Origin of the sequence: Marivita sp. (assembly GCF_022763305.1) — a bacterium.
Taxonomy (GTDB): Bacteria; Pseudomonadota; Alphaproteobacteria; order Rhodobacterales; family Rhodobacteraceae; genus Marivita.
Genome location: NZ_JALEGT010000109.1, coordinates 1 through 16,832, shown reverse-complemented (window position 1 = coordinate 16,832; position 16,832 = coordinate 1). Strand labels below are relative to the sequence as shown.

At 61.3% G+C, this 16,832-nt stretch carries 24 protein-coding genes; 2 read left to right on the top strand and 22 right to left on the bottom strand.

Annotated elements, in window-relative coordinates; translation table 11 throughout:
• Nucleotides 1-20: 20 nt before the first annotated feature.
• The 17 genes from MRY75_RS19300 to MRY75_RS19220 all read right to left on the bottom strand — a co-directional run bounded on the left by MRY75_RS19300 (nt 21) and on the right by MRY75_RS19220 (nt 12,775).
• Nucleotides 21-584 carry a hypothetical protein gene (locus tag MRY75_RS19300; RefSeq protein WP_017467933.1) on the bottom strand — a complete coding sequence of 188 codons (564 nt, stop codon included), beginning with the start codon at nt 582-584 and terminating at the stop codon, nt 21-23.
• Nucleotides 577-846, bottom strand: coding sequence for a hypothetical protein (locus MRY75_RS19295; RefSeq protein ID WP_017467932.1), 270 nt, complete (start codon nt 844-846; stop codon nt 577-579). The genes MRY75_RS19300 and MRY75_RS19295 overlap by 8 nt, the downstream gene beginning before the upstream one ends.
• A gap of 332 nt (nt 847-1,178) precedes the next feature.
• Nucleotides 1,179-2,258, bottom strand: coding sequence for a type IV secretion system protein (locus MRY75_RS19290; protein ID WP_088626507.1), 1,080 nt, complete (start codon nt 2,256-2,258; stop codon nt 1,179-1,181).
• Nucleotides 2,259-2,264: 6 nt separating this feature from the next.
• Nucleotides 2,265-2,669: a hypothetical protein gene (locus MRY75_RS19285; protein WP_088626508.1), complete on the bottom strand. Its 405-nt coding sequence runs from the start codon at nt 2,667-2,669 to the stop codon at nt 2,265-2,267.
• Nucleotides 2,666-2,857 (bottom strand): hypothetical protein, encoded by a 192-nt coding sequence (locus tag MRY75_RS19280; protein WP_017468583.1) that lies wholly within the window; start codon nt 2,855-2,857, stop codon nt 2,666-2,668. The genes MRY75_RS19285 and MRY75_RS19280 overlap by 4 nt, the downstream gene beginning before the upstream one ends.
• Nucleotides 2,854-3,843, bottom strand: a complete 990-nt coding sequence (locus MRY75_RS19275; RefSeq protein ID WP_017468582.1) for an ATPase, T2SS/T4P/T4SS family — start codon at nt 3,841-3,843, stop codon at nt 2,854-2,856. The genes MRY75_RS19280 and MRY75_RS19275 overlap by 4 nt, the downstream gene beginning before the upstream one ends.
• Before the next feature lies 1 nt (nt 3,844).
• Complete coding sequence (locus tag MRY75_RS19270; RefSeq protein ID WP_088626510.1) at nt 3,845-5,221, bottom strand: TrbI/VirB10 family protein; 1,377 nt, start codon at nt 5,219-5,221, stop codon at nt 3,845-3,847.
• A complete protein-coding gene (locus MRY75_RS19265) occupies nt 5,218-5,886 on the bottom strand; it encodes a TrbG/VirB9 family P-type conjugative transfer protein (protein WP_292309620.1) in 669 nt (222 codons plus the stop codon). The genes MRY75_RS19270 and MRY75_RS19265 overlap by 4 nt, the downstream gene beginning before the upstream one ends.
• A 123-nt stretch (nt 5,887-6,009) precedes the next feature.
• Nucleotides 6,010-6,666, bottom strand: a complete 657-nt coding sequence (locus tag MRY75_RS19260; protein ID WP_088626511.1) for a virB8 family protein — start codon at nt 6,664-6,666, stop codon at nt 6,010-6,012.
• 10 nt (nt 6,667-6,676) lie between these two features.
• The gene (locus tag MRY75_RS19255; RefSeq protein ID WP_223228094.1) at nt 6,677-7,504 is read right to left on the bottom strand and encodes a type IV secretion system protein; all 828 of its coding nucleotides are present in this window, start codon (nt 7,502-7,504) and stop codon (nt 6,677-6,679) included.
• The gene (locus tag MRY75_RS19250) at nt 7,504-8,658 is read right to left on the bottom strand and encodes a lytic transglycosylase domain-containing protein (RefSeq protein WP_088626512.1); all 1,155 of its coding nucleotides are present in this window, start codon (nt 8,656-8,658) and stop codon (nt 7,504-7,506) included. The genes MRY75_RS19255 and MRY75_RS19250 overlap by 1 nt, the downstream gene beginning before the upstream one ends.
• Nucleotides 8,648-8,815 (bottom strand): hypothetical protein, encoded by a 168-nt coding sequence (locus MRY75_RS19245; RefSeq protein ID WP_292309619.1) that lies wholly within the window; start codon nt 8,813-8,815, stop codon nt 8,648-8,650. The genes MRY75_RS19250 and MRY75_RS19245 overlap by 11 nt, the downstream gene beginning before the upstream one ends.
• Entirely contained in the window at nt 8,812-11,187 is a 2,376-nt protein-coding gene (locus MRY75_RS19240; protein WP_088626513.1) for a type IV secretion system protein B4, read from the bottom strand. The genes MRY75_RS19245 and MRY75_RS19240 overlap by 4 nt, the downstream gene beginning before the upstream one ends.
• Nucleotides 11,177-11,455, bottom strand: coding sequence for a VirB3 family type IV secretion system protein (locus MRY75_RS19235; RefSeq protein ID WP_121066923.1), 279 nt, complete (start codon nt 11,453-11,455; stop codon nt 11,177-11,179). The genes MRY75_RS19240 and MRY75_RS19235 overlap by 11 nt, the downstream gene beginning before the upstream one ends.
• Before the next feature lie 12 nt (nt 11,456-11,467).
• Nucleotides 11,468-11,758: a TrbC/VirB2 family protein gene (locus MRY75_RS19230; RefSeq protein WP_071974362.1), complete on the bottom strand. Its 291-nt coding sequence runs from the start codon at nt 11,756-11,758 to the stop codon at nt 11,468-11,470.
• Nucleotides 11,755-12,375, bottom strand: a complete 621-nt coding sequence (locus tag MRY75_RS19225) for a lytic transglycosylase domain-containing protein (RefSeq protein WP_071974361.1) — start codon at nt 12,373-12,375, stop codon at nt 11,755-11,757. The genes MRY75_RS19230 and MRY75_RS19225 overlap by 4 nt, the downstream gene beginning before the upstream one ends.
• A 43-nt stretch (nt 12,376-12,418) precedes the next feature.
• Nucleotides 12,419-12,775 carry a hypothetical protein gene (locus tag MRY75_RS19220; RefSeq protein WP_028093938.1) on the bottom strand — a complete coding sequence of 119 codons (357 nt, stop codon included), beginning with the start codon at nt 12,773-12,775 and terminating at the stop codon, nt 12,419-12,421.
• 144 nt (nt 12,776-12,919) lie between these two features.
• On the opposite strand from MRY75_RS19220, the gene MRY75_RS19215 reads away from it, so the two are divergent.
• On the top strand, nt 12,920-13,240 hold the full coding sequence (locus tag MRY75_RS19215) for a hypothetical protein (protein ID WP_009803471.1): 321 nt from the start codon (nt 12,920-12,922) through the stop codon (nt 13,238-13,240).
• A gap of 156 nt (nt 13,241-13,396) precedes the next feature.
• Complete coding sequence (locus MRY75_RS19210) at nt 13,397-13,654, top strand: helix-turn-helix transcriptional regulator (protein ID WP_043753586.1); 258 nt, start codon at nt 13,397-13,399, stop codon at nt 13,652-13,654.
• Nucleotides 13,655-13,794: 140 nt separating this feature from the next.
• Here MRY75_RS19210 and MRY75_RS19205 read toward each other — a convergent pair whose 3' ends face one another.
• The 5 genes from MRY75_RS19205 to MRY75_RS19185 all read right to left on the bottom strand — a co-directional run bounded on the left by MRY75_RS19205 (nt 13,795) and on the right by MRY75_RS19185 (nt 16,827).
• Nucleotides 13,795-14,541, bottom strand: a complete 747-nt coding sequence (locus tag MRY75_RS19205) for a hypothetical protein (RefSeq protein WP_088626515.1) — start codon at nt 14,539-14,541, stop codon at nt 13,795-13,797.
• A gap of 107 nt (nt 14,542-14,648) precedes the next feature.
• Nucleotides 14,649-14,903: a hypothetical protein gene (locus tag MRY75_RS19200; protein ID WP_141102078.1), complete on the bottom strand. Its 255-nt coding sequence runs from the start codon at nt 14,901-14,903 to the stop codon at nt 14,649-14,651.
• 208 nt (nt 14,904-15,111) lie between these two features.
• Nucleotides 15,112-15,930, bottom strand: a complete 819-nt coding sequence (locus tag MRY75_RS19195; protein ID WP_028288548.1) for an MBL fold metallo-hydrolase — start codon at nt 15,928-15,930, stop codon at nt 15,112-15,114.
• Nucleotides 15,931-16,131: 201 nt separating this feature from the next.
• Nucleotides 16,132-16,698, bottom strand: a complete 567-nt coding sequence (locus MRY75_RS19190) for a biotin transporter BioY (protein ID WP_043753595.1) — start codon at nt 16,696-16,698, stop codon at nt 16,132-16,134.
• A 48-nt stretch (nt 16,699-16,746) separates the two neighbouring features.
• Nucleotides 16,747-16,827: an acyl-CoA dehydrogenase family protein gene (locus tag MRY75_RS19185; protein WP_292309631.1), complete on the bottom strand. Its 81-nt coding sequence runs from the start codon at nt 16,825-16,827 to the stop codon at nt 16,747-16,749.
• Between the last annotated feature and the right edge of the window lie 5 nt (nt 16,828-16,832).

Here is a 16,832-nt window from a genome sequence, read left to right as displayed (position 1 = left end):
CGGCCTTGAGCCGACCATTGTCACGGGTGAAGAAAGCCAGGGTCGTCGCGCTCTGGTCGAGGGGCTCGCTCAATCGTCGCAGGGTCGATCTCACGCATCGTCAACTGGGCGTTCACCCTGCGGGCCGCGGGGCCCGCACGAAACCACTTCGCGGCGGAAGCCAGGTTAAAGCGCGGACGACGCTGCCCCTTTGCCGGGTTTGCGGCCTCCATCAGAACCTCGATCATTTCATCGATGCGGTAGAGGCCACCCGCAACGGGGAGGGGCATCTTGCGCTGCTGGAGCGCCTGTCGCTTTATCTCGAGCTTCTCGGCGACATCCGCGAGAGACACCAGGTCGGGACGGACCTCGCGCAGGACTGTGCCTTGCGGCAGCGCCTTGATCAGAGCCCGCGCCGCTTCAAGGATCGCGCTCTCGGCCTCATCCCCTTCAAGTTCCAGTTCTACACCCAGAAGACCGGCGTGACCGGTGCCCACGAGCGCATCTTCAAAACCCGCCTCGAAGATCGCGTCAGAGAGCGAAAACGCATCGTGCTCTCCGTCGGGGAGTGCAAAGACCAGTTCGAATTCGAATTCTTCAGCCATTGGCATTACCTTCGTCGTTCTTCTGAAGCTTCACGCAGGCCAGGGCCTTCTGTCGGATCTTTTTCGCGAACTGCTGTGGATTCTTCGGGGTCGACCAGACAGACATCTGACAAAACTCGCCACAGCGGCAATCCTTATCGTTGGCCGGGCATCGGAGGATCCCCCACGCGTGCCCCTTGCCCTCAATAAGGTTCCATCCCAGCTCTTCGAGCTCCTGGATGACGGCCTCGATTTCCTTTGATGTGTGCTTCTTCCTTGGCACCTTAGATACTCCACCCTCTTAAATTGTCAAGTGACAAGTTAATGCTTCGACTAAAACATCGCTGCAATTTGCTGCCCGCTACCGGCAATTTCTCATAGGAAGCTTGCAATCACGCGCTTTGATCTGAGAAGGGGATACAGGACGGACGTCCCAGACAGCAACACCGGCGCTGATGCCTTAGCGCCTGATCCTATAGCAGTGTGGCGTCCCCAGACGCAGCACGATGCCACCAACGCAAAACCATTCATGCTGTTTGTCATGATCCCAGCAGGCAGCAAAGATTTTGCCCGCGGACAGCCTGTTCCCGGTAGAATTGCTTCGTCCGGTTTGCGCTACCGTCGACCCAGCCTGCTTAGCCGTGCCAGTTGCGCAAGCATGTGTGCACCGGTGCCAGATGAGTCGCCTGAAGGTGCAGCCGGCGCACCACCCGCGGCATTAGGGCGGGTCGGGAGCGCCTGTACGCCGAGAAACTGCCTAGCCCGAAGCGCGGCATATTCGGCGCCTGTCGCGCCTCCGATGGCGTATCGGTTATAGACTTGCTGACTTCCTGCCAAGCCTCGGGCGAAGGCGAAGCTTCCGCCAAAGCCCGCCGAAAGCGCCGGCATCATGATGTTTCCGGAGACCGACCGGACGATGAAGGGCGTGGCGATGATGAACCCCTTGGCCATGAGGACCATCATGAAGAAGGGCAGGAGGGCGCCAATGTTCGAAGCCCCCTCCGGATCACCAAGTTCGGCGAGCAATGCGCGCGAAACCCCGGTGATCGTCGCGAAAACGCCGGCGATGACGATGGGGTAGATCGCGAAGGAGATCAGCGCCGAGAGCCAGCGCGCGAAATAATCCTTGGTCACCTCGAAGAGGGTCAGGAAGATCATCACTGGAGCTATCCCGATCAAAAGCGTGATCATGAGCCTGGAGGCGACGACAATGAAGGCTGCCAGCCCTCCGAGGATCGAGAGCAGGAGAACGCCGAGCGTGTCGAGAAGCGCGCCAGCCATCCAGTTCAGCTCGGAGCCAGCTGCGTTCAGGTAATCCCCGAGCGCCGCGATGAGCTGATCGAATTCCTCGGCGAAAGTCCCAGACGGACCTGGCGTCCCGCCGCCGACCGACGCGACCAGCGATCCGGCGATGCTGTCTATCCCGTTCAGTATGGCGGATGCGAGTGCGTTGAACTGGACCCAGTTGGTCGAAAATATACCAATCAGGCCGATCTTCACGGCGAGCCAGAAGGCGGTCCGGCCGTCCATGGACCGGTATTGGTAGATCATGTTGAGACAGACGAGGATGACCACGAGCGTCGTTCCGAGGACCAGCATCGTTCCGACCGTGGCGGCCACGGCCCCGAACTGGGTTTCCGCCGCCGAGTCCAGATAGCCTTCGGCCGTTTCCACGAAATACGCGACGACGCTCATGACCCGCTACCAGTTGCCGGCCGCTTCGCAGATCGGCATGGCCTGCTTTCGGAGATCGTTCGCCCGTCGGCGATAGTCTGACGTCGCCTCGACCACGCTCCAATAGTCAGCCGCGGAATAGCGATCAAAATAGACGGCTTCGGCGGCCTCCCAGGACGGATACCGGGTGGCGCAGGTGCAGCTTTGCGCGTCGACGATGCGTCCCATGCTCTGAAACCGGTAGATTTGCTGGACCAGGAGCCGCTTGTAGGCGTCGCGAGCCTCGGTGTCTCGCATCCAATCCGGCTCGGGCGGCTGATCGGGGCAGACATCGGGTTGATTGTCGAGCGTCGGGACCAGGTTGCGCTCGGCAGACGCGATGGTGCCCGACATAAGAAGGAAAGAACAGGCGAGAGCGAGAGCACGTGTCATGTCGCCGTCTCCGTCGGCCGGTCCGCGACCTCACGCTTGAGGAACGCGGTATAGCCATAATCGCCCGCCTCGGCGGAGATCACCTCCCAGCCTTCGGCGCCCCGTTCGTTCAGGGCGCGCCGCATGTCTTCATAGTCCTTCTGCTTCTTCACCTTGCAGAAGAGGATGTCGTACTCAAACCGCTTCATGCCTTGCACCTTTCCTGTAATTCGGTCCCGGGGAGATAGAATTCGGTGATGCCGCGTTGGCCGTCCTCGCGGCCCGCCTGGATGATCACGTCGATCGAGCTTTCGATGTATTGGACCATGTCCTGGTAGGTCATCGGGATCTCGGTCTTGAGCGCCGCGATGGCGAGACGCTGGACGGCGAGCTGCGGAGTTTCGGCATGGAGGGTTGTCATCGAACCGCCATGGCCGGTGTTGATCGCCTCTAGGAAGGTCATCGCCTCCTTGCCGCGGACCTCACCGAGGATGATCCGGTCGGGCCTCATGCGCAGCGTTGCGGTCAGAAGCACATCGGCGGATTGGAACTCAGCGTCCCGGTTGGCGATCAGGGTCACCGCGTTCGGCTGGGCCGGGAGCAACTCTGCGGCTTCCTCGATAGTGACGATCCGTTCCTCGTCGGGAACATAGGAGAGGATTTTCCGAGCCGCGACGGTCTTACCGGTCGAGGTGCCGCCGGAGACGATCATGTTGAGCTTGTTCTCGACGCAGAAGCGGATGGCGGCGTAGATGTCACCGGAGGTGACGACCTCGCGCAGCGCGCGGTTTTTCTCCTGGCGCAGTTCGTCGAGCTTGCGTTCCTCGCCATAAAGGAAGCGGAGTTCGATTTTATCGAGCGGCAGGCTCGAGAAAAAGCGGAGCGAGATCGACATGCCCGCGAGCACAGCAGGTGGCGTCACGACCTGGGCACGGATCGGGCGATCACGATAGGTGATCGAGACCGAGACGATGGGCTTGTCTTTGCTCATTGTCGTGTTGGCTGAGGAGGCGATCTGGTTGCCAAGATCGCGCACCTCCGTAACCGACAGTCGCTGATCCAGTGCTCGCATGAAGTGGTCCCCCTGGAACTCACCCCAGCAAGAGCCATCCGGGTTGATGCATATCTCGATGGCGTCATCGCGGGCGGCGTCCTTCAGCTTATCGAGCGAGGTCTGGAGGTAGGAGAGCGTCATCTCAGAAAATCTCCAGATCCCGGTCGACCATGACGGTGACGCGGGCACCCTGATCGACATAGATGACCGGGCCAATGGAGAGATATTCACCGATCACGCTGTCGGTGGCATCGGCCAAGTCATCGCCCACATCTTCAAGTACGTCCGCGGTGGTCTCATCCTCGACCTGGGCGGCGGCCACACTCGGGGCGGCCGAAATGATCGAAATCAGCGCGGCTGAGCCGAACCGCTCGTCAAAGCGGGTATCGACGAAGCCAGTGACACCCGAACGGCCCAACTCGTCTCCCCCGAAGGAGCTTATCTGGACGGTCTGGTTGTTTGGCAGGACAATCCGGTCCCAGGCGATGGTGACGCGCTTCTGGGCTATCTCGATGCCGGAGCGGTAGCGTCCAATAAGGCGCGAGCCGCGCGGGATCAGGAGCCGTGAGCCGTCATAGCTGAAGACGTCTTCGGAGATGATGGCACGGGTCTGTCCGGGGAGCGAGCTGTCGAGTGCGGTCTCCATCACGGCCTGGATCATCGTGCCCTGAATGACCGTGTTCGAGGGATTTGCGATGACTTCGGCTTGTGTGATGGCGCTCGGCAACGCGCCGTTCAGCACGAAGTCTGTCACCTCGCCGAAGGTGCGTTCGGTGAGTTCTGTCTCGCCCGCATTGGCGCCGCCCGTTCCGCCGAAGGCGATAACGGGGGAGGAAATCCGCCGTTCCTGGAAGGCACGCTCCTCCTCGGCCCGGCGTTGCAGCTCGGCCAGCCGCCGCGCCTCTTCCTCACGTCGCATCCGCTCATCTTCGCGGGCGCGCAACTCTTCGTCGGTGGGTCCGAGCGGGGCGGGTGCCGGCTTGTTGGCCTCCAGCCGCGCGAGGTCCAGGTCCATACGCAGCTGTTGCAGCTCCCGATCTCGTGCGGCGAGTTCGGTCTGGAATTGTTCCTGAGCATTCTCGGAGGCGTCCTGTAGGGCTGCGATCCGTGCGGTCAGGGCATCGATCGCCTCCGCTGCCGCGCTGTCCGCCCCGGCGTCCGGCGCGTCGCGCAGTTCCTCGATCTGGGCCTGGAGTGCGGCGATCTGCGCCAAAAGTTCGGCGTTGGGTTCTGGTTCGACGAGAACGATCTCGGGTTCCGGGGCGGGCGGCGGCACGAAGGGTTCGATCTCTCCGAACCCGTCACCCTCGGTTTGGAACTCGTCCGGGGTGGCCGTCGGCAGGGCGACCTCTTCCCCCGGGCCCGAAAACAGCAAGAGGACCAAGCCGCCCGCCAGGATGAGCCCTGCGAGGAGGAGGGCGAGGAGCGGTGAGCGGTGTTTCGGGGCGGGTCCGTGGCGCGGGTTGCCCCGTTCGAGCGCAGCAAGACGCTGTTCGAGATCCGGGTTGTTGTCACTCATGAGGCGGCCTCCGCGGGCGGCGTCGCCTCGATACACACCACGTCCTCGCCCAGACGCAGCACCCATTGGCGCCCCACGCCCGAGACACGGATCACACCGTCTTCGACCGCGCCTGTGTTCACCGTGCGCTCGCGCCCGTTCGTGTAACGGAAGATCGCCGGGACGGGTGCGTTCCGTGGGAAGGCGAAATAGGTGAAGGTGCCGTCGTCCCAGACCCGGGTCGGCGTGAACTCCGTCCGTGCGCTGGCCCCGTAATTGGTGTTTGGCGCGGCGCGTGCGATGGCGTCGGCCGAGCGGCGATTGTCTTGCGGGTAGCGGAATTGCACGACATAGAAGGTTGGGCTCGAGACCTCGTTCACGTTGAAATAGTAACTCCGTCTGTTGGTGTAGACGTTCACGTTGGTATGGACGCCGCGGGCGACAGGTTTGATCGCAAAGGCGCGACCACCTGGGACGCCGTCGATCTCAAATCCTTCCGTGTCGCCGGCGATGATTGAGCGGATGCTCTCGCCTGTCCCGAACTCGATGGTCGTGACATGGGTCAGGGAAACGTTCAGCCTGTAGACCTGGCCTTCCTGGTAGGACGCGACCCGCACGCGGTGGTCGTTGGGTCCCCCGCGCGGGATCGCCTCGGCTGACGCGTGGGGCGTAAACAGCGAGACCATCAAAAAGGCCGCGACGAACGCCCGGGCGTGTGCGGTGTGTTTCGCATTGTTATTGCCCTGCCGCTTCTGACGTATGTGGGACGCTGGCAAGGCGTTCTCTGAATTCTTTTTGGTGAAACGCACTTACTGGTTCTCCAATCTGTCCGAGCGGATCGCATATTCGACGACGGTGAAGCCAAACGGGTTGGTCCAAACCTGGTCGATGGAGCGGCTCTCCTCGGGGCGGAACTCGAAGAGGAGCGTCGCGGTGAAGAGGCCCGCCTGAACCCCCTGGATCGAGGTCAGGCGCTTGCGAAGTCGCACCGTGGCCCGGTTGTTGCCGATCAGGTTGATGCTGAGAATCTCCACGTCGAGGCGGGCGTTGGGTCCATAGACGGTCGGGGGATAGTCGGCATTGGCCGAATTCCAGATCTGGCGCAGTGAGGCCCCTGCGGCACGGTCCGAACGGCGCAACACGCTGCGGATACGCACGTCATTGTCGAGCTGGTTGTAAACCTCGCGGTCGGTCACGTAGCGGAAGACCTCCGCCTCGATAATGGCGCGGTTCTCGGTGACGGTGGTGGCCCCGACGGTGGCTTCGGGGAGGGCGAAGCCGGTGGCGGGATCGTAAGGTACCACTACAGGGGGCGGATCGACATCGAGGATGGACACGGCGGCCGCGCTGAGGCAGCCCAGGATGCCAAAGCCGAGGCCGAAAAGTCCCAGGCGCTGCCAGAGCCGTTCCCGTCTCAGCGCGCCGTAGACCAGTTCCTCCTCGATGATGGCGGTTTCTTCGTCCAACAATCAGTCCTCAATCCGCATTCAGTTCCGGGAGTGTGAACTCCATGAAGCGTTGTTCTTCGGCGATGGTGGCGGCATCGATCACGCCGCCGGTGCCATCTCCTACGGTCTGGATCGCTTCGAGCTGCCACATGGCGACGAGCGCGATGGCGAGCTCTGCCGTCACCCGCGTGTTGAGATCGACGCTCTCCTTGAGCTCATCCATGTCATCGATAAGCCCGACGAGCCGGTCGACACGTTCGAGCGATTGCCCGGCATCCTCGTAGCTGTTCTGGGCGGCGGCCGAGACCAGCGCGCCGGTCGTGGCCTGTGTCGCCACGCGCTCGGCCCCGGGATTGCCGCTGCGCGCCATTTCCGAGAGCGTGTCCTCGTCGAAGCCGAGATCGGCCAGCACCCGGTCCATCTGGGTTTCGATCTCGCTGGCACCGGATCCGGTGAGCCCGGAGAAATCCCCCGTCTTGATCGCCTCAATGGTGGCGATGATATCGCCGAACTCCTGGTCCAGGAGACCGTTCAATTCGTCCTCCATCTGTGTCCGGATGATCTCGGGCAGCTCTGCCAGACGGGTCAGCGCCTCATACGTTCGTTGTAGCTCGGCGAGCTGCTCCGTAAGCGTGGCAAGCTGTTCGCGGAGCTGCACGAGTTGCTCGTTTTGCAGGATCTCGTCCTCGATCATCTGCCGGAGCTGCTGGATGTTTTGGGCGATGTTCTGGGTGTCCACGACCGGCACGCCCTGGGCCAGGACGGGGGGATTGGTCACGAAAGGCGAGCAAAGCGCCAAGACGCTGGCCAGGGTCAACGTGCGAAGTGGTGCTGAAATGAACATTCTGCGGGGCATCAATCCAGATCCTCCAATGTGAACTCCATGAATTCGTTCTCGACCATGCGGGCCGCGGCCTGGGCCAGTTGCGCGGCACTGAGCGGCCGGGTCCGTGCGGCTTTCAGGCGAATGCGTGCGGCCATCAGCCGGACTAGTTCGGCGCGGGCATAGGTATTGAGCGCCATGCTCTCCTGGAGGTCCTCGGTGCCGCCGATCCGGGTGACGATGTCCTGGACGCGCAAGGCGGCTTGCCGGATGGCGGTGGGGGAATTGCTGCCGTAAAAGGCGGCCCCGAATCCGCTGAGCGAGAGATGGGCATTGGCGAGAAGCGCAGGGTCGATCGTGCCGAGCGCCTCGATGCCACCGATCCGCGCGAGGTAGAGATTGTAGCGTTCGGGGATGACCCTGACGTAGTGCCGGGTCTCCTTGAAGGGCGGTACGCCGCCATATTCGAACACCCGGCCCGGACCGGCGTTATAGGCCGCGAGCGCGTTGACGATGTTGCCGTCAAAGGTGGCGAGCTGCGCCGCGAGGTAGCGCGCGCCGCCTGTCACCTGCAGGTAGGGGCTTTCATAGTATTCCGGGTTGATACCGAGATCGCTCGCGGTGCCCGGCATGATCTGGGTGAGGCCGAAGGCGCCCACAGGCGAGCGTGCGCCGATGGAGAACCGGCTTTCCTGCCAGATGAGCGCCTGCAGGAGGGCGCGCCATTGCACGACGGAAAGACCGGCCCGCCCGACCCCGGGTTGCCCGTGGGTCTCCTGGGCGACCCGGATGATCAGCTGCTCGATGTTTTCGGCCGCATCCCCGAACATACCCGCGCCGCCCGGATTGGGATCGACATCGCCGGAGCCATAGACCGCCTCCGCGGACCGGTCCGGATCGCTGCCGCCACCCTCGAGGTCTGCGACCATGCCCGGCAGCCCCTGGCCACCGAAGCTCGTCTGCGCGTCGAGGATGGCGCGCAGCGTGGCGAGCTGTTCCCGTTCGATCTCGGTCAGCAACTCTTCGACGATGAGTTTCTCACGCTGGACGGCGAGGTCGGCGTCCCGGTCGCCCGTCTCGACGATATCGCGGGCCGTCAGCCCGGAATCGTTGGTGGGAACGCCCTGGGCGAGCGCGGCCGCCGGCAGGAGAGCCGCCAGGAGGATATGTGCGACCCTAGACCTCAACGCTGTCCTCCGGGTTTCCGATGGGTGTGAAGATGCAATCCGGCTCGGCGCGGTCGAGCGAGGCGCGGAAGGCGAAGCAGTTGGCCTGGGGTTCGCGATATCCGGCGCAGGACGAGAGAACGCCGAGCGCGGCGAGGAGGATGAGGGGTCGGATCATGAGAGCCTCCAGAAATCAGGTCTGTCGCGGTAGCCGGGGCCGACGAGAGCCTCGCCCTTCTCCATGCCGCCGAGGATGGTGAGGAGGGGGCCGAGGGCGGAGAGGTCGGCATCGACCACCACGGAGCCGCTGTCGTCGCGGATGAGGGCGAGACGGCTGTCGCTGCCGGTGTTCAGGAGCACGTCGAGTTCCTTCTCGAAGAGGTTCAGCATCGCGTAATCCGAGGCATGAGCGCGGATGTTGGGGAGCAGGATCTGGGTCGGCACCGCCTCGACGATGGTCTTGCCGGTGCGCGTGCGCTCTAACTGGCTCGCATATTGCGTCATCATCACCGCGACCGTGTTCTGCTTCCGGGCGGTCACCAGCCAGTTCGAGAGCCGTTCGGCAAAGTACGGGTTGTCGAGCGCCTTCCAGGCCTCGTCGATCACGATGATGGTGGGGCGACGGTCCTCGATCTCCCGCTCGATGCGGCGGAAAAGATAGGAGAGCACCGCCATGCGCTCCTTCTCGCTCTCGCTGTCGAGAATGCCGGTCAGGTCAAACCCCACGACATCGCCATCGAGGGAGAAGGTGTCCTCAAAGCTCTGGCCGAAGATCCAGCCGTAGCGGCCGTCCTCAGTCCATTCGAGAAGGCGTTGGTGCAGGTCGCCACTGTCGTCGGTCGAGACAAAGAGCGAGGCGAAATCCTTCCAGTTCCGAAGAGCGGGGTTACCGGCAGTGGCGTTCTGGCGAACGACCTCCTGGATGCGGTTGGTCTGGGCCGGGGTCAGGGGTTTATCCGAGCGATAAAGAAGCGAGGCGAGCCAATCCGAGAGCCATGCCGTGCCGCGCTCATCAATCTCGGTCCAGAGCGGGTTGAGGCCTGTCGCCTGTCCCGCCTTGATCGAGGCGTAGCGCCCGCCATTGGCGCGGACGGCCATCTCCATCCCGAGCCGATAATCAAAGACGAAGATGCGCGCGCCGACCCGGCGGGCTTGCGTCATGAGGAAGGCCGAGAGGACGGATTTGCCGGAACCGGGTCGGCCGAGAATGAGAGTATGTCCGCCAGTGGGCTCCTTCTCCGGCGAGCCTTGCTCGTGATAGGAAAACCGGTAGGCGCTCTGTTCCGGCGTCGGAAAGAGCGTGATCTCCTGGCCCCAGGGCAGTTGGTGTTTCTCCTTGCCGAGCTGCGTGCGATGAAGTGCCGCGAAATCCGCAAAGTTGCGGTTGGTGACAGCGCTGGCGCGGACCCGTTTCGGCTGGTTGCCCGGATGCTGGCTGAAATAATGCGACTTGGCCGCCATCCGCTCGCCGATCATCTTCACGCCCTCGGCGGCGGCGGCGTTCACGATCTCGGCTCCGAGGGTCTGCAGCTCGTCGAGACTGTCACAGAAAACGGTCACGACCATGTGGTGCGCGCCGAAGCTCTGGCGCTTGGCTTCGAGATCATCATGGGCGATGTCGAGCGCTTCGAGGAGTGAAAGCGCGGCATCCTGGGAGGCTTGCATCTGGCGCTTCTGGCGCTTTATCCGGCCTGCCATCAGGTTCGAATTGATCGGCGTGAAGGAATGGGTGACGATCATGTCGACCGGCAGGTTCAGCATGTCGAACATGGTGCAGGTCGTGCCTTCGGCATATTCGCCGATGGTGAAGCTCTTGCCGAAGCGGTGGCCGACAACGCCGTCCGATAGCTCGAAATGATCCTCGAGAAACGTGACCCGGGTGTTGGCGACGTTATAGGCGAGGAACCCGTAGCGGTTTGCGGGATAGAGCGGCAGTTCGCGGCCCGTGTTGAGCGCGCCGAGAAAACCGACAAGCTCGCCAGAGGCTGCTGAAAGGATGCGGGGCTTGAGTTCGGCGAGGCCGGAGGTGAAGACGCCGACCGCCTCCTTGAGACGACGGATCCGTTTCGCAGTCTCTTCCCTAAACCGCTCCGGCGCAGATCGGTTCACGAAGCCGAGGAAGCTTCTGGGCGGCGGGCGGTGGATGATGGTGAGTGTGAGGGTCTTGTCCCGGAGACCGGCCGAGGCGAGCTTTGCGCGCCAGGCATCATCCACCGCCGCCGCGAAGCCGTCGCCCCGGACCGGGAGCAGGTCCGGGGTGATCGACTTCGAGACCTTGTGCACGTAGTAGCTGAACTCCGGCCCGAGCTGCGCGATGATCCGGGCGAAGAGCGCCGTCACCTTGTCGAGATAGGTATCGTCCGTGGTGTAGCTGTTCACCCCGCTCAGGCGGATGCATTGGAAGAGCTCGTTGGCACGCGTGCGGACCGTGTGGTCGTCCACGAGACTGACATAGGGCAGCATATGCGCGAGGCGCTTCTCGCGCGCATACCAATCCGGCATGAGGGTGCGTTCATCGACGGTCTCGCCCAGGGCTTCACTATGGCGCATAGCTGTCGCCCCCGTGGATGGACCGGTTCCGCGTCGGTGGGGTCTCCTGCAGAGACGTCATCATCACGTCGATGAACCGCGGGTCCCAATCCGCCGCTTTCCAGAGAACCGGATAGAGAACCGCCGCGATGCCCAGGACAACCAGGTGCTGCACCCACACGAAGAGCAGCACCGACCCGAAGAGCCAGATCATGGCATACATGATCGGCAGGCCGAGGAGCTTGGGCGGGCGTACGAGGCCCAGAAAGAGCGGCGATCGTTCGGCCACGTTCGCCTCCTCTCACGACCCGAAGACGGCGGCAACGATGGTCGGCGCGGCCGCAACACCCGCGATGCCCACCAGCACCCAGAGGGCTTGGCGCAGATCGATGATGTTGAAGAACCAGCTGAGGAACACTCCGAGGACCGCGAGGGTGGCGATGACGACGCCAAGCGGTCCGGTCAGCGCGTCCACGATGCCCTGTAATAAGCTCTGAATCGGTGAGAGGTCGATGCTCTGGGCCAGGGCCGGTTCTGCCGCAACGATGAGGAGAGCGGCAAGGGTGATCAGGGGGTTCGTCAATGGCTTCATGGGGACGCTCCTTCCAGCCGGTTGAAGACGGCCAGCACCCGCTGGACGTGGTTTTGGGTTTCTCGAAACGGTGGAATGCCGGAATGCTCGCGCACGGCGTCGGGTCCGGCATTGTAGGCGGCGAGCGCGAGGCGCGCGTCGCCAAACTCGGCCAACATCAGGGCGAGGTAACGCGCGGAGCCGTCGAGGTTCTGTTTCCAATCATGGGGGTCGACGGCAAGAGCGCGGGCTGTATCGGGCATCAACTGCCCGAGCCCGACCGCCCCGACATGGGAGACGGCGTGCGGATTGTACGCACTCTCGATCTCGATATTGGCGCGATAGAGGTGGAGCCAGTCCGTGACGGTGATATCGGCTGCACGGAGCCCAGGGTGGCTCGCATAGCGCAGTCCGGTCTCCTCGATCGCGGCGAGGATATCCGGGCGTGGTGTGAGCGCGCGAGGGATCATCGCCGCGACGCGCACCCCTTCACGTCGCTCAGTGCGGCGCTCCTCGCCCAAGATGCGCAACCCTTCTGAGGTCGAGCCAACGCCAACCCCGTCATTGTAGTTGCGCGCGAACCGCTCCTGGGCGCGCGACGGCGAAAGAGAACCGTCCCCCGCCATCACCAGGACCATGTCTGCCGATGCCGGGAGGCCCAGGTAGGAAAGGAAAAGGGCGCTAAGCCCGGCTGGCAGCCATCTCTTCGCTGGAGAGTTTGTGAACCGTCCGCTTGCCCTCTTCCAGAGGCACGTCGGCGTGCGAGAAACCGATCCCTTGCAGGAAGGAGATGACCCCGGTGACGGTCTTGATCTCGCGGATCTTGATGTCGTTGCGCGAGGTTCGGGTCCGGGCCGTGACCAGAAGTTTCTCGATCCCATCGTCGCTGACAGCGCGCATGATCCAGACCCCATGCCAGTTGGGGCCTTTCTTGAAGGCGTCTTCCTTGCAGACAACTTCGACGCGATAGCCGCTGGCGACCAGATCGCGGAATCTGGGTTCGGTGACCACATTCGGGGCTTCTTTTTCTAGGTCCATCACCCGGATCACGTTCTCCAATAGGGCGAATGACCAGGCTTCAGGTGTTGAAACCAAGTCATACGATCATATAGTATTGGCGCACAAGATAAACTTTTGATGCGACAAGCGGATTGTTGCTCAATTGACGAATAGACGGTTCCCATGCATTTGATCAAGAAAATAAGGGGCTTGGACGCCTTCAGGTTGTGCGTGTCGATCATGGCACAAGCTATACTTCTGGTCGCGTGCCTGGCAGGCGAAGTCTCCGCCGCGTCCTGTTTGCCGCCGCCCAGGCCGTTCGTGCCAAGCGATTCTCAAGCCGCGCGGGACTATGTCGATCTCATCCGCAGCGACTTTGAGATCTACATGCGGGACATCCAGAGCTACTTTCGGTGCCTTGAGGTTGAGCGCGCGCGGGCGTTCGAAGAGGCGCGCGAGGTGAGCCAGGACTACGGACGCTTCCTGGAATTGATGGACGAGTGAATTGGCCGCGACCTTTTCGAAGGGCCGCCGTCTTGTGAAATCTGGCCGTATCGGCGGCGTGCAGTTCGGAGTCTCTATCATCATGTAAACGCCCACTATCCACTTTTTAGATAATCTATAAAGTAGATTAGCCCTGTCACAAGAGGTTTGTGACACGTGGCGAAAACGATCAGGAGTTCGGGACATGAGGCACTTCGCGACGCTTTGATTGCGGCGCGGAAGGCGGCTGGCTTAACGCAGGCCGAGCTCGCTTTACGTCTCAGATGCCACCAGTCCTTCGTCGCTCGTCTGGAGAGCGGAGAGCGTAGGGTCGACGTAGTTGAGTTGATCGTACTCGCGCGTGCTCTGCAGATCGATGCGGTTACGCTACTGGCAGCGGCCGAGGCGGCGACGGAACTCGATCACCGGATTTAAGACGAGGCGAAGGGCTGTCGCCTCGGATGGTATGACGAAATCAAGCCTCGGTGGGACCGAAGGGCAATGATAACAGCGGATTGTTATGGGACGCTGCGATCCACGGTCTCTAATGCAGGTTTGGTGCAGAGGACAACGTCTTAGTAGTTCACCTGCTCGAACCCGTAATTGCCCTCATAGTCTCGCCAGTCGACGAACACCGAGCGGTGATAGATGGAGGGGCAATGATCGCCCCAACGTTCCAAGCCGACATGCGCCTCGGGCAACGCGGCGACGGACGAACGAGACCAGTAAAAATCGCCCTGGATTCCATAGGAACCGAGAAGGACTGTTTCGAAACGGCTGCAATCGCTGTCGCGGGATTCGTGTTGGCGCGCATACCGAACATCGAAGACACGGATCGAGCGGATGAAGTTGAACTCCGGTCCACTGATGTCGATGTCGGCTCGGTCCTGGATCAGATGTAACGCAAACCCGTCAGGGTGAGGTAGTGGCTCGACGCCTTTCGACCGCACGACGGCAGGCAAGAGGGCGCCAGCTTTTTCGGGGTCAGATTCCGCGAGGTTCTGGGGCAGGGTAGAAGCGTTGGAGAAGAGGATGTCAATGACACGCCGAGTGCGACCGGGGTCGTCTACAGGTTCGAAGGAGGCCCCCATGGGGCAACGCCAGATCTGGAGGGGAGGCTCGACAGGCCATGGCGTGATCCGTCGTATGAACTCTGCACGTGCCCGCGAACAGGGCTCTGATGCCGGCCAGCCGCCGGAGAGGCAGAGCAGGATGGCGCAATCGATCGGGTAGGTCTGCGCCGACGCGCTGTTTCCACCTCCGCTCAGCGAGGCCGTTCCCGCGACGACAGCGAGAAAAAAATTACGAAGGAAATTGCGCATATCCAAGAGCTCGATTGACTGTGATGCAGAATCTGAGGATTACGATAATATACTATCGTCGAGCGGTCAAATTCGAATTTTTGTAACTGTCTTGGAGCGCCTTGATGCTAAAGCAGATCGGCTGAGCCCCTGAGCGACAGCTCCTCCAAAAGGTCAGTAACCTCATCGGTGGTGACAGTCTTTGCATTCGCAATCGTGTTCCGGCTTAACGGGGGATCGATATGGTGTGCCGTACGTTTGGGATCGAGCCAGAGGATGGACAGTTCTGACGTATTCCAGCGATAGACCCAACCAACGGTTCGATCACTGCGACCGTCAACAAGCCGCGCGACCGGAACCGCTTCTTCCTTTTCGATGCTCACCGGTTCGTGTCCGCCTTTTCTGCTTCGGTTCTTCAGTCCTATTCGGCTGGGACGTTCCCGTGATCTGATCTCGGTTGAACTTATTCCTGGCTCGTTAAAAAGGGGCGACACCGACCGCGTCGGTGCCGCCAGAGGTTCGCCCACAGGGAGGTGGTAGAGGGCGAAACCTATTGAAAATAGGGGAATTTCATGTTGCGCATAATCCTTCTTATGTTAATTTCCAGACCCCGCCATCTTGTACCACCCGCGACTCAGACAACAGCTTCTCCAGATGCGCCGCAACGTTTCGTCCTGCGGCCATTGCGATTTGTGGGTCGGTTTTCTTGTAGACGGAAGCGGCGATATTCTGGACCGAATCCGGGGTGTTTGAGAGGTGGGCGAGGATCTCCGCCTCGCGACGCATGCGGTTGGAAAGCAACCGTTTGACGTAAGGTTGCGGATCCCGGAGTATAGGTCCGTGCCCCGGAAAGTAGATCCTATCGTCGCGCTCAATCAGCCGCTGTAGCTGCGCGCAGTAGTCGTGCATGTTTCCGTCAGGGGGGCTGACGATCGAACTGTTCCAACTCATAACGTGGTCGCCCGTGAAGAGCACTCCGTCAGGTCTCGCGAAACAAAGGTGGTCGCTCGCGTGACCAGGTGTGTGCAGGACGGTAAGACCGGCAATGACCTGTCCGTCCTCCAGAAACCGGTCAGGTCGAAATGCATCGTCAGGGAATGCCCGTGAGGCATAAACAGGTGCGTCTGTCCGTGCTCGCAGGGCTGGGACGACTCCAAAATGATCAGAATGGTGGTGTGTGAGCAGAATCCCAGATGGTTTGGCCCCCAAATTTTCGATGATTGCCCCGAAATGTGTACTGTCTTCTGCTGGGCCGGGGTCGATTATGAACCGACCATCAGGCGTATCAATGATGTAGCTATTTGTCCCGTGGTAGGTCATCTTTCCGGGATTGTTCGCGACGATCCTCAGAATTCCAGGGGCCAATTCGACTCCCTTCGCGCGGCAAGGCTCCGGCTCTGAGAAAAACATGCTGCTTCTTTTCATTGTGTGCGACCAGGTATTGATTGCGAACAATTTGGTTCGCACAGTTTTGCGCATTGCTCTCGCATGGCGCCGGAAACCTCAGGCTGGCGTCCGGTGCCTGTCAAATCCGGCATCGGACCATTTCAACTTACATTGGACCAGGCCCGTATGAGACTGAAACAGTTTGATACAGTCTTGGGCTGGCAGTCACACAGCGCGGCGATTATGGTAAGCAGTATACAGAACTACAGCAATTGTCGCCTTCGTCAGATCCCCGAGAAGGAACGGGTAAAGACCGGCGTTCAGCAACTTTTCGCCATAGCCGACAAAGCCACCCAACCAGAGCAGCCCTGCGCAATACATGACTATCGAACCCAAAAAGACCGCGACAGATGCTCTGAACGCAGGCCGAAGTCCTTGCAGTGCTTGAACAATCCACCCGGCGGCGGCCGCCGCAAGTGCGAAGCCTACCAAGTATCCGCCTGTGGGACCCGCAATATACGCCGGTCCGGCCAGAGCCGGAGGCGTGCCTGCGAAGACCGGCAGGCCAAGCAGACCTTCAAAAAGGTAGGTCACAACAACAAGACTACTGCGCACCGGCCCCAGGAAAAGGCCCAGACCCAAGACAACCAGGGTTTGTGTAGACATGGGAACCGGGTAGAACGGCACCACGATTTTGGCGGATAGTGTCAGAAGAATTGTGCCGACGAGAATTATCGAGATCTCTTGGGTAAGTTTTGCGAGTGTTTGGCTTTGAGTGGTTTCCAGATTCATCTTTTTCGTCCTTGTTTCTGTAGATTGTTACTTTTTTGGATAGTAAGCTCACATGCGCTTGGCGACTTCTTCCAACATGACTTCGCTCGCCCCGCCGCCGATGGCCTGCACACGGGCATCGCGTGACATGCGTT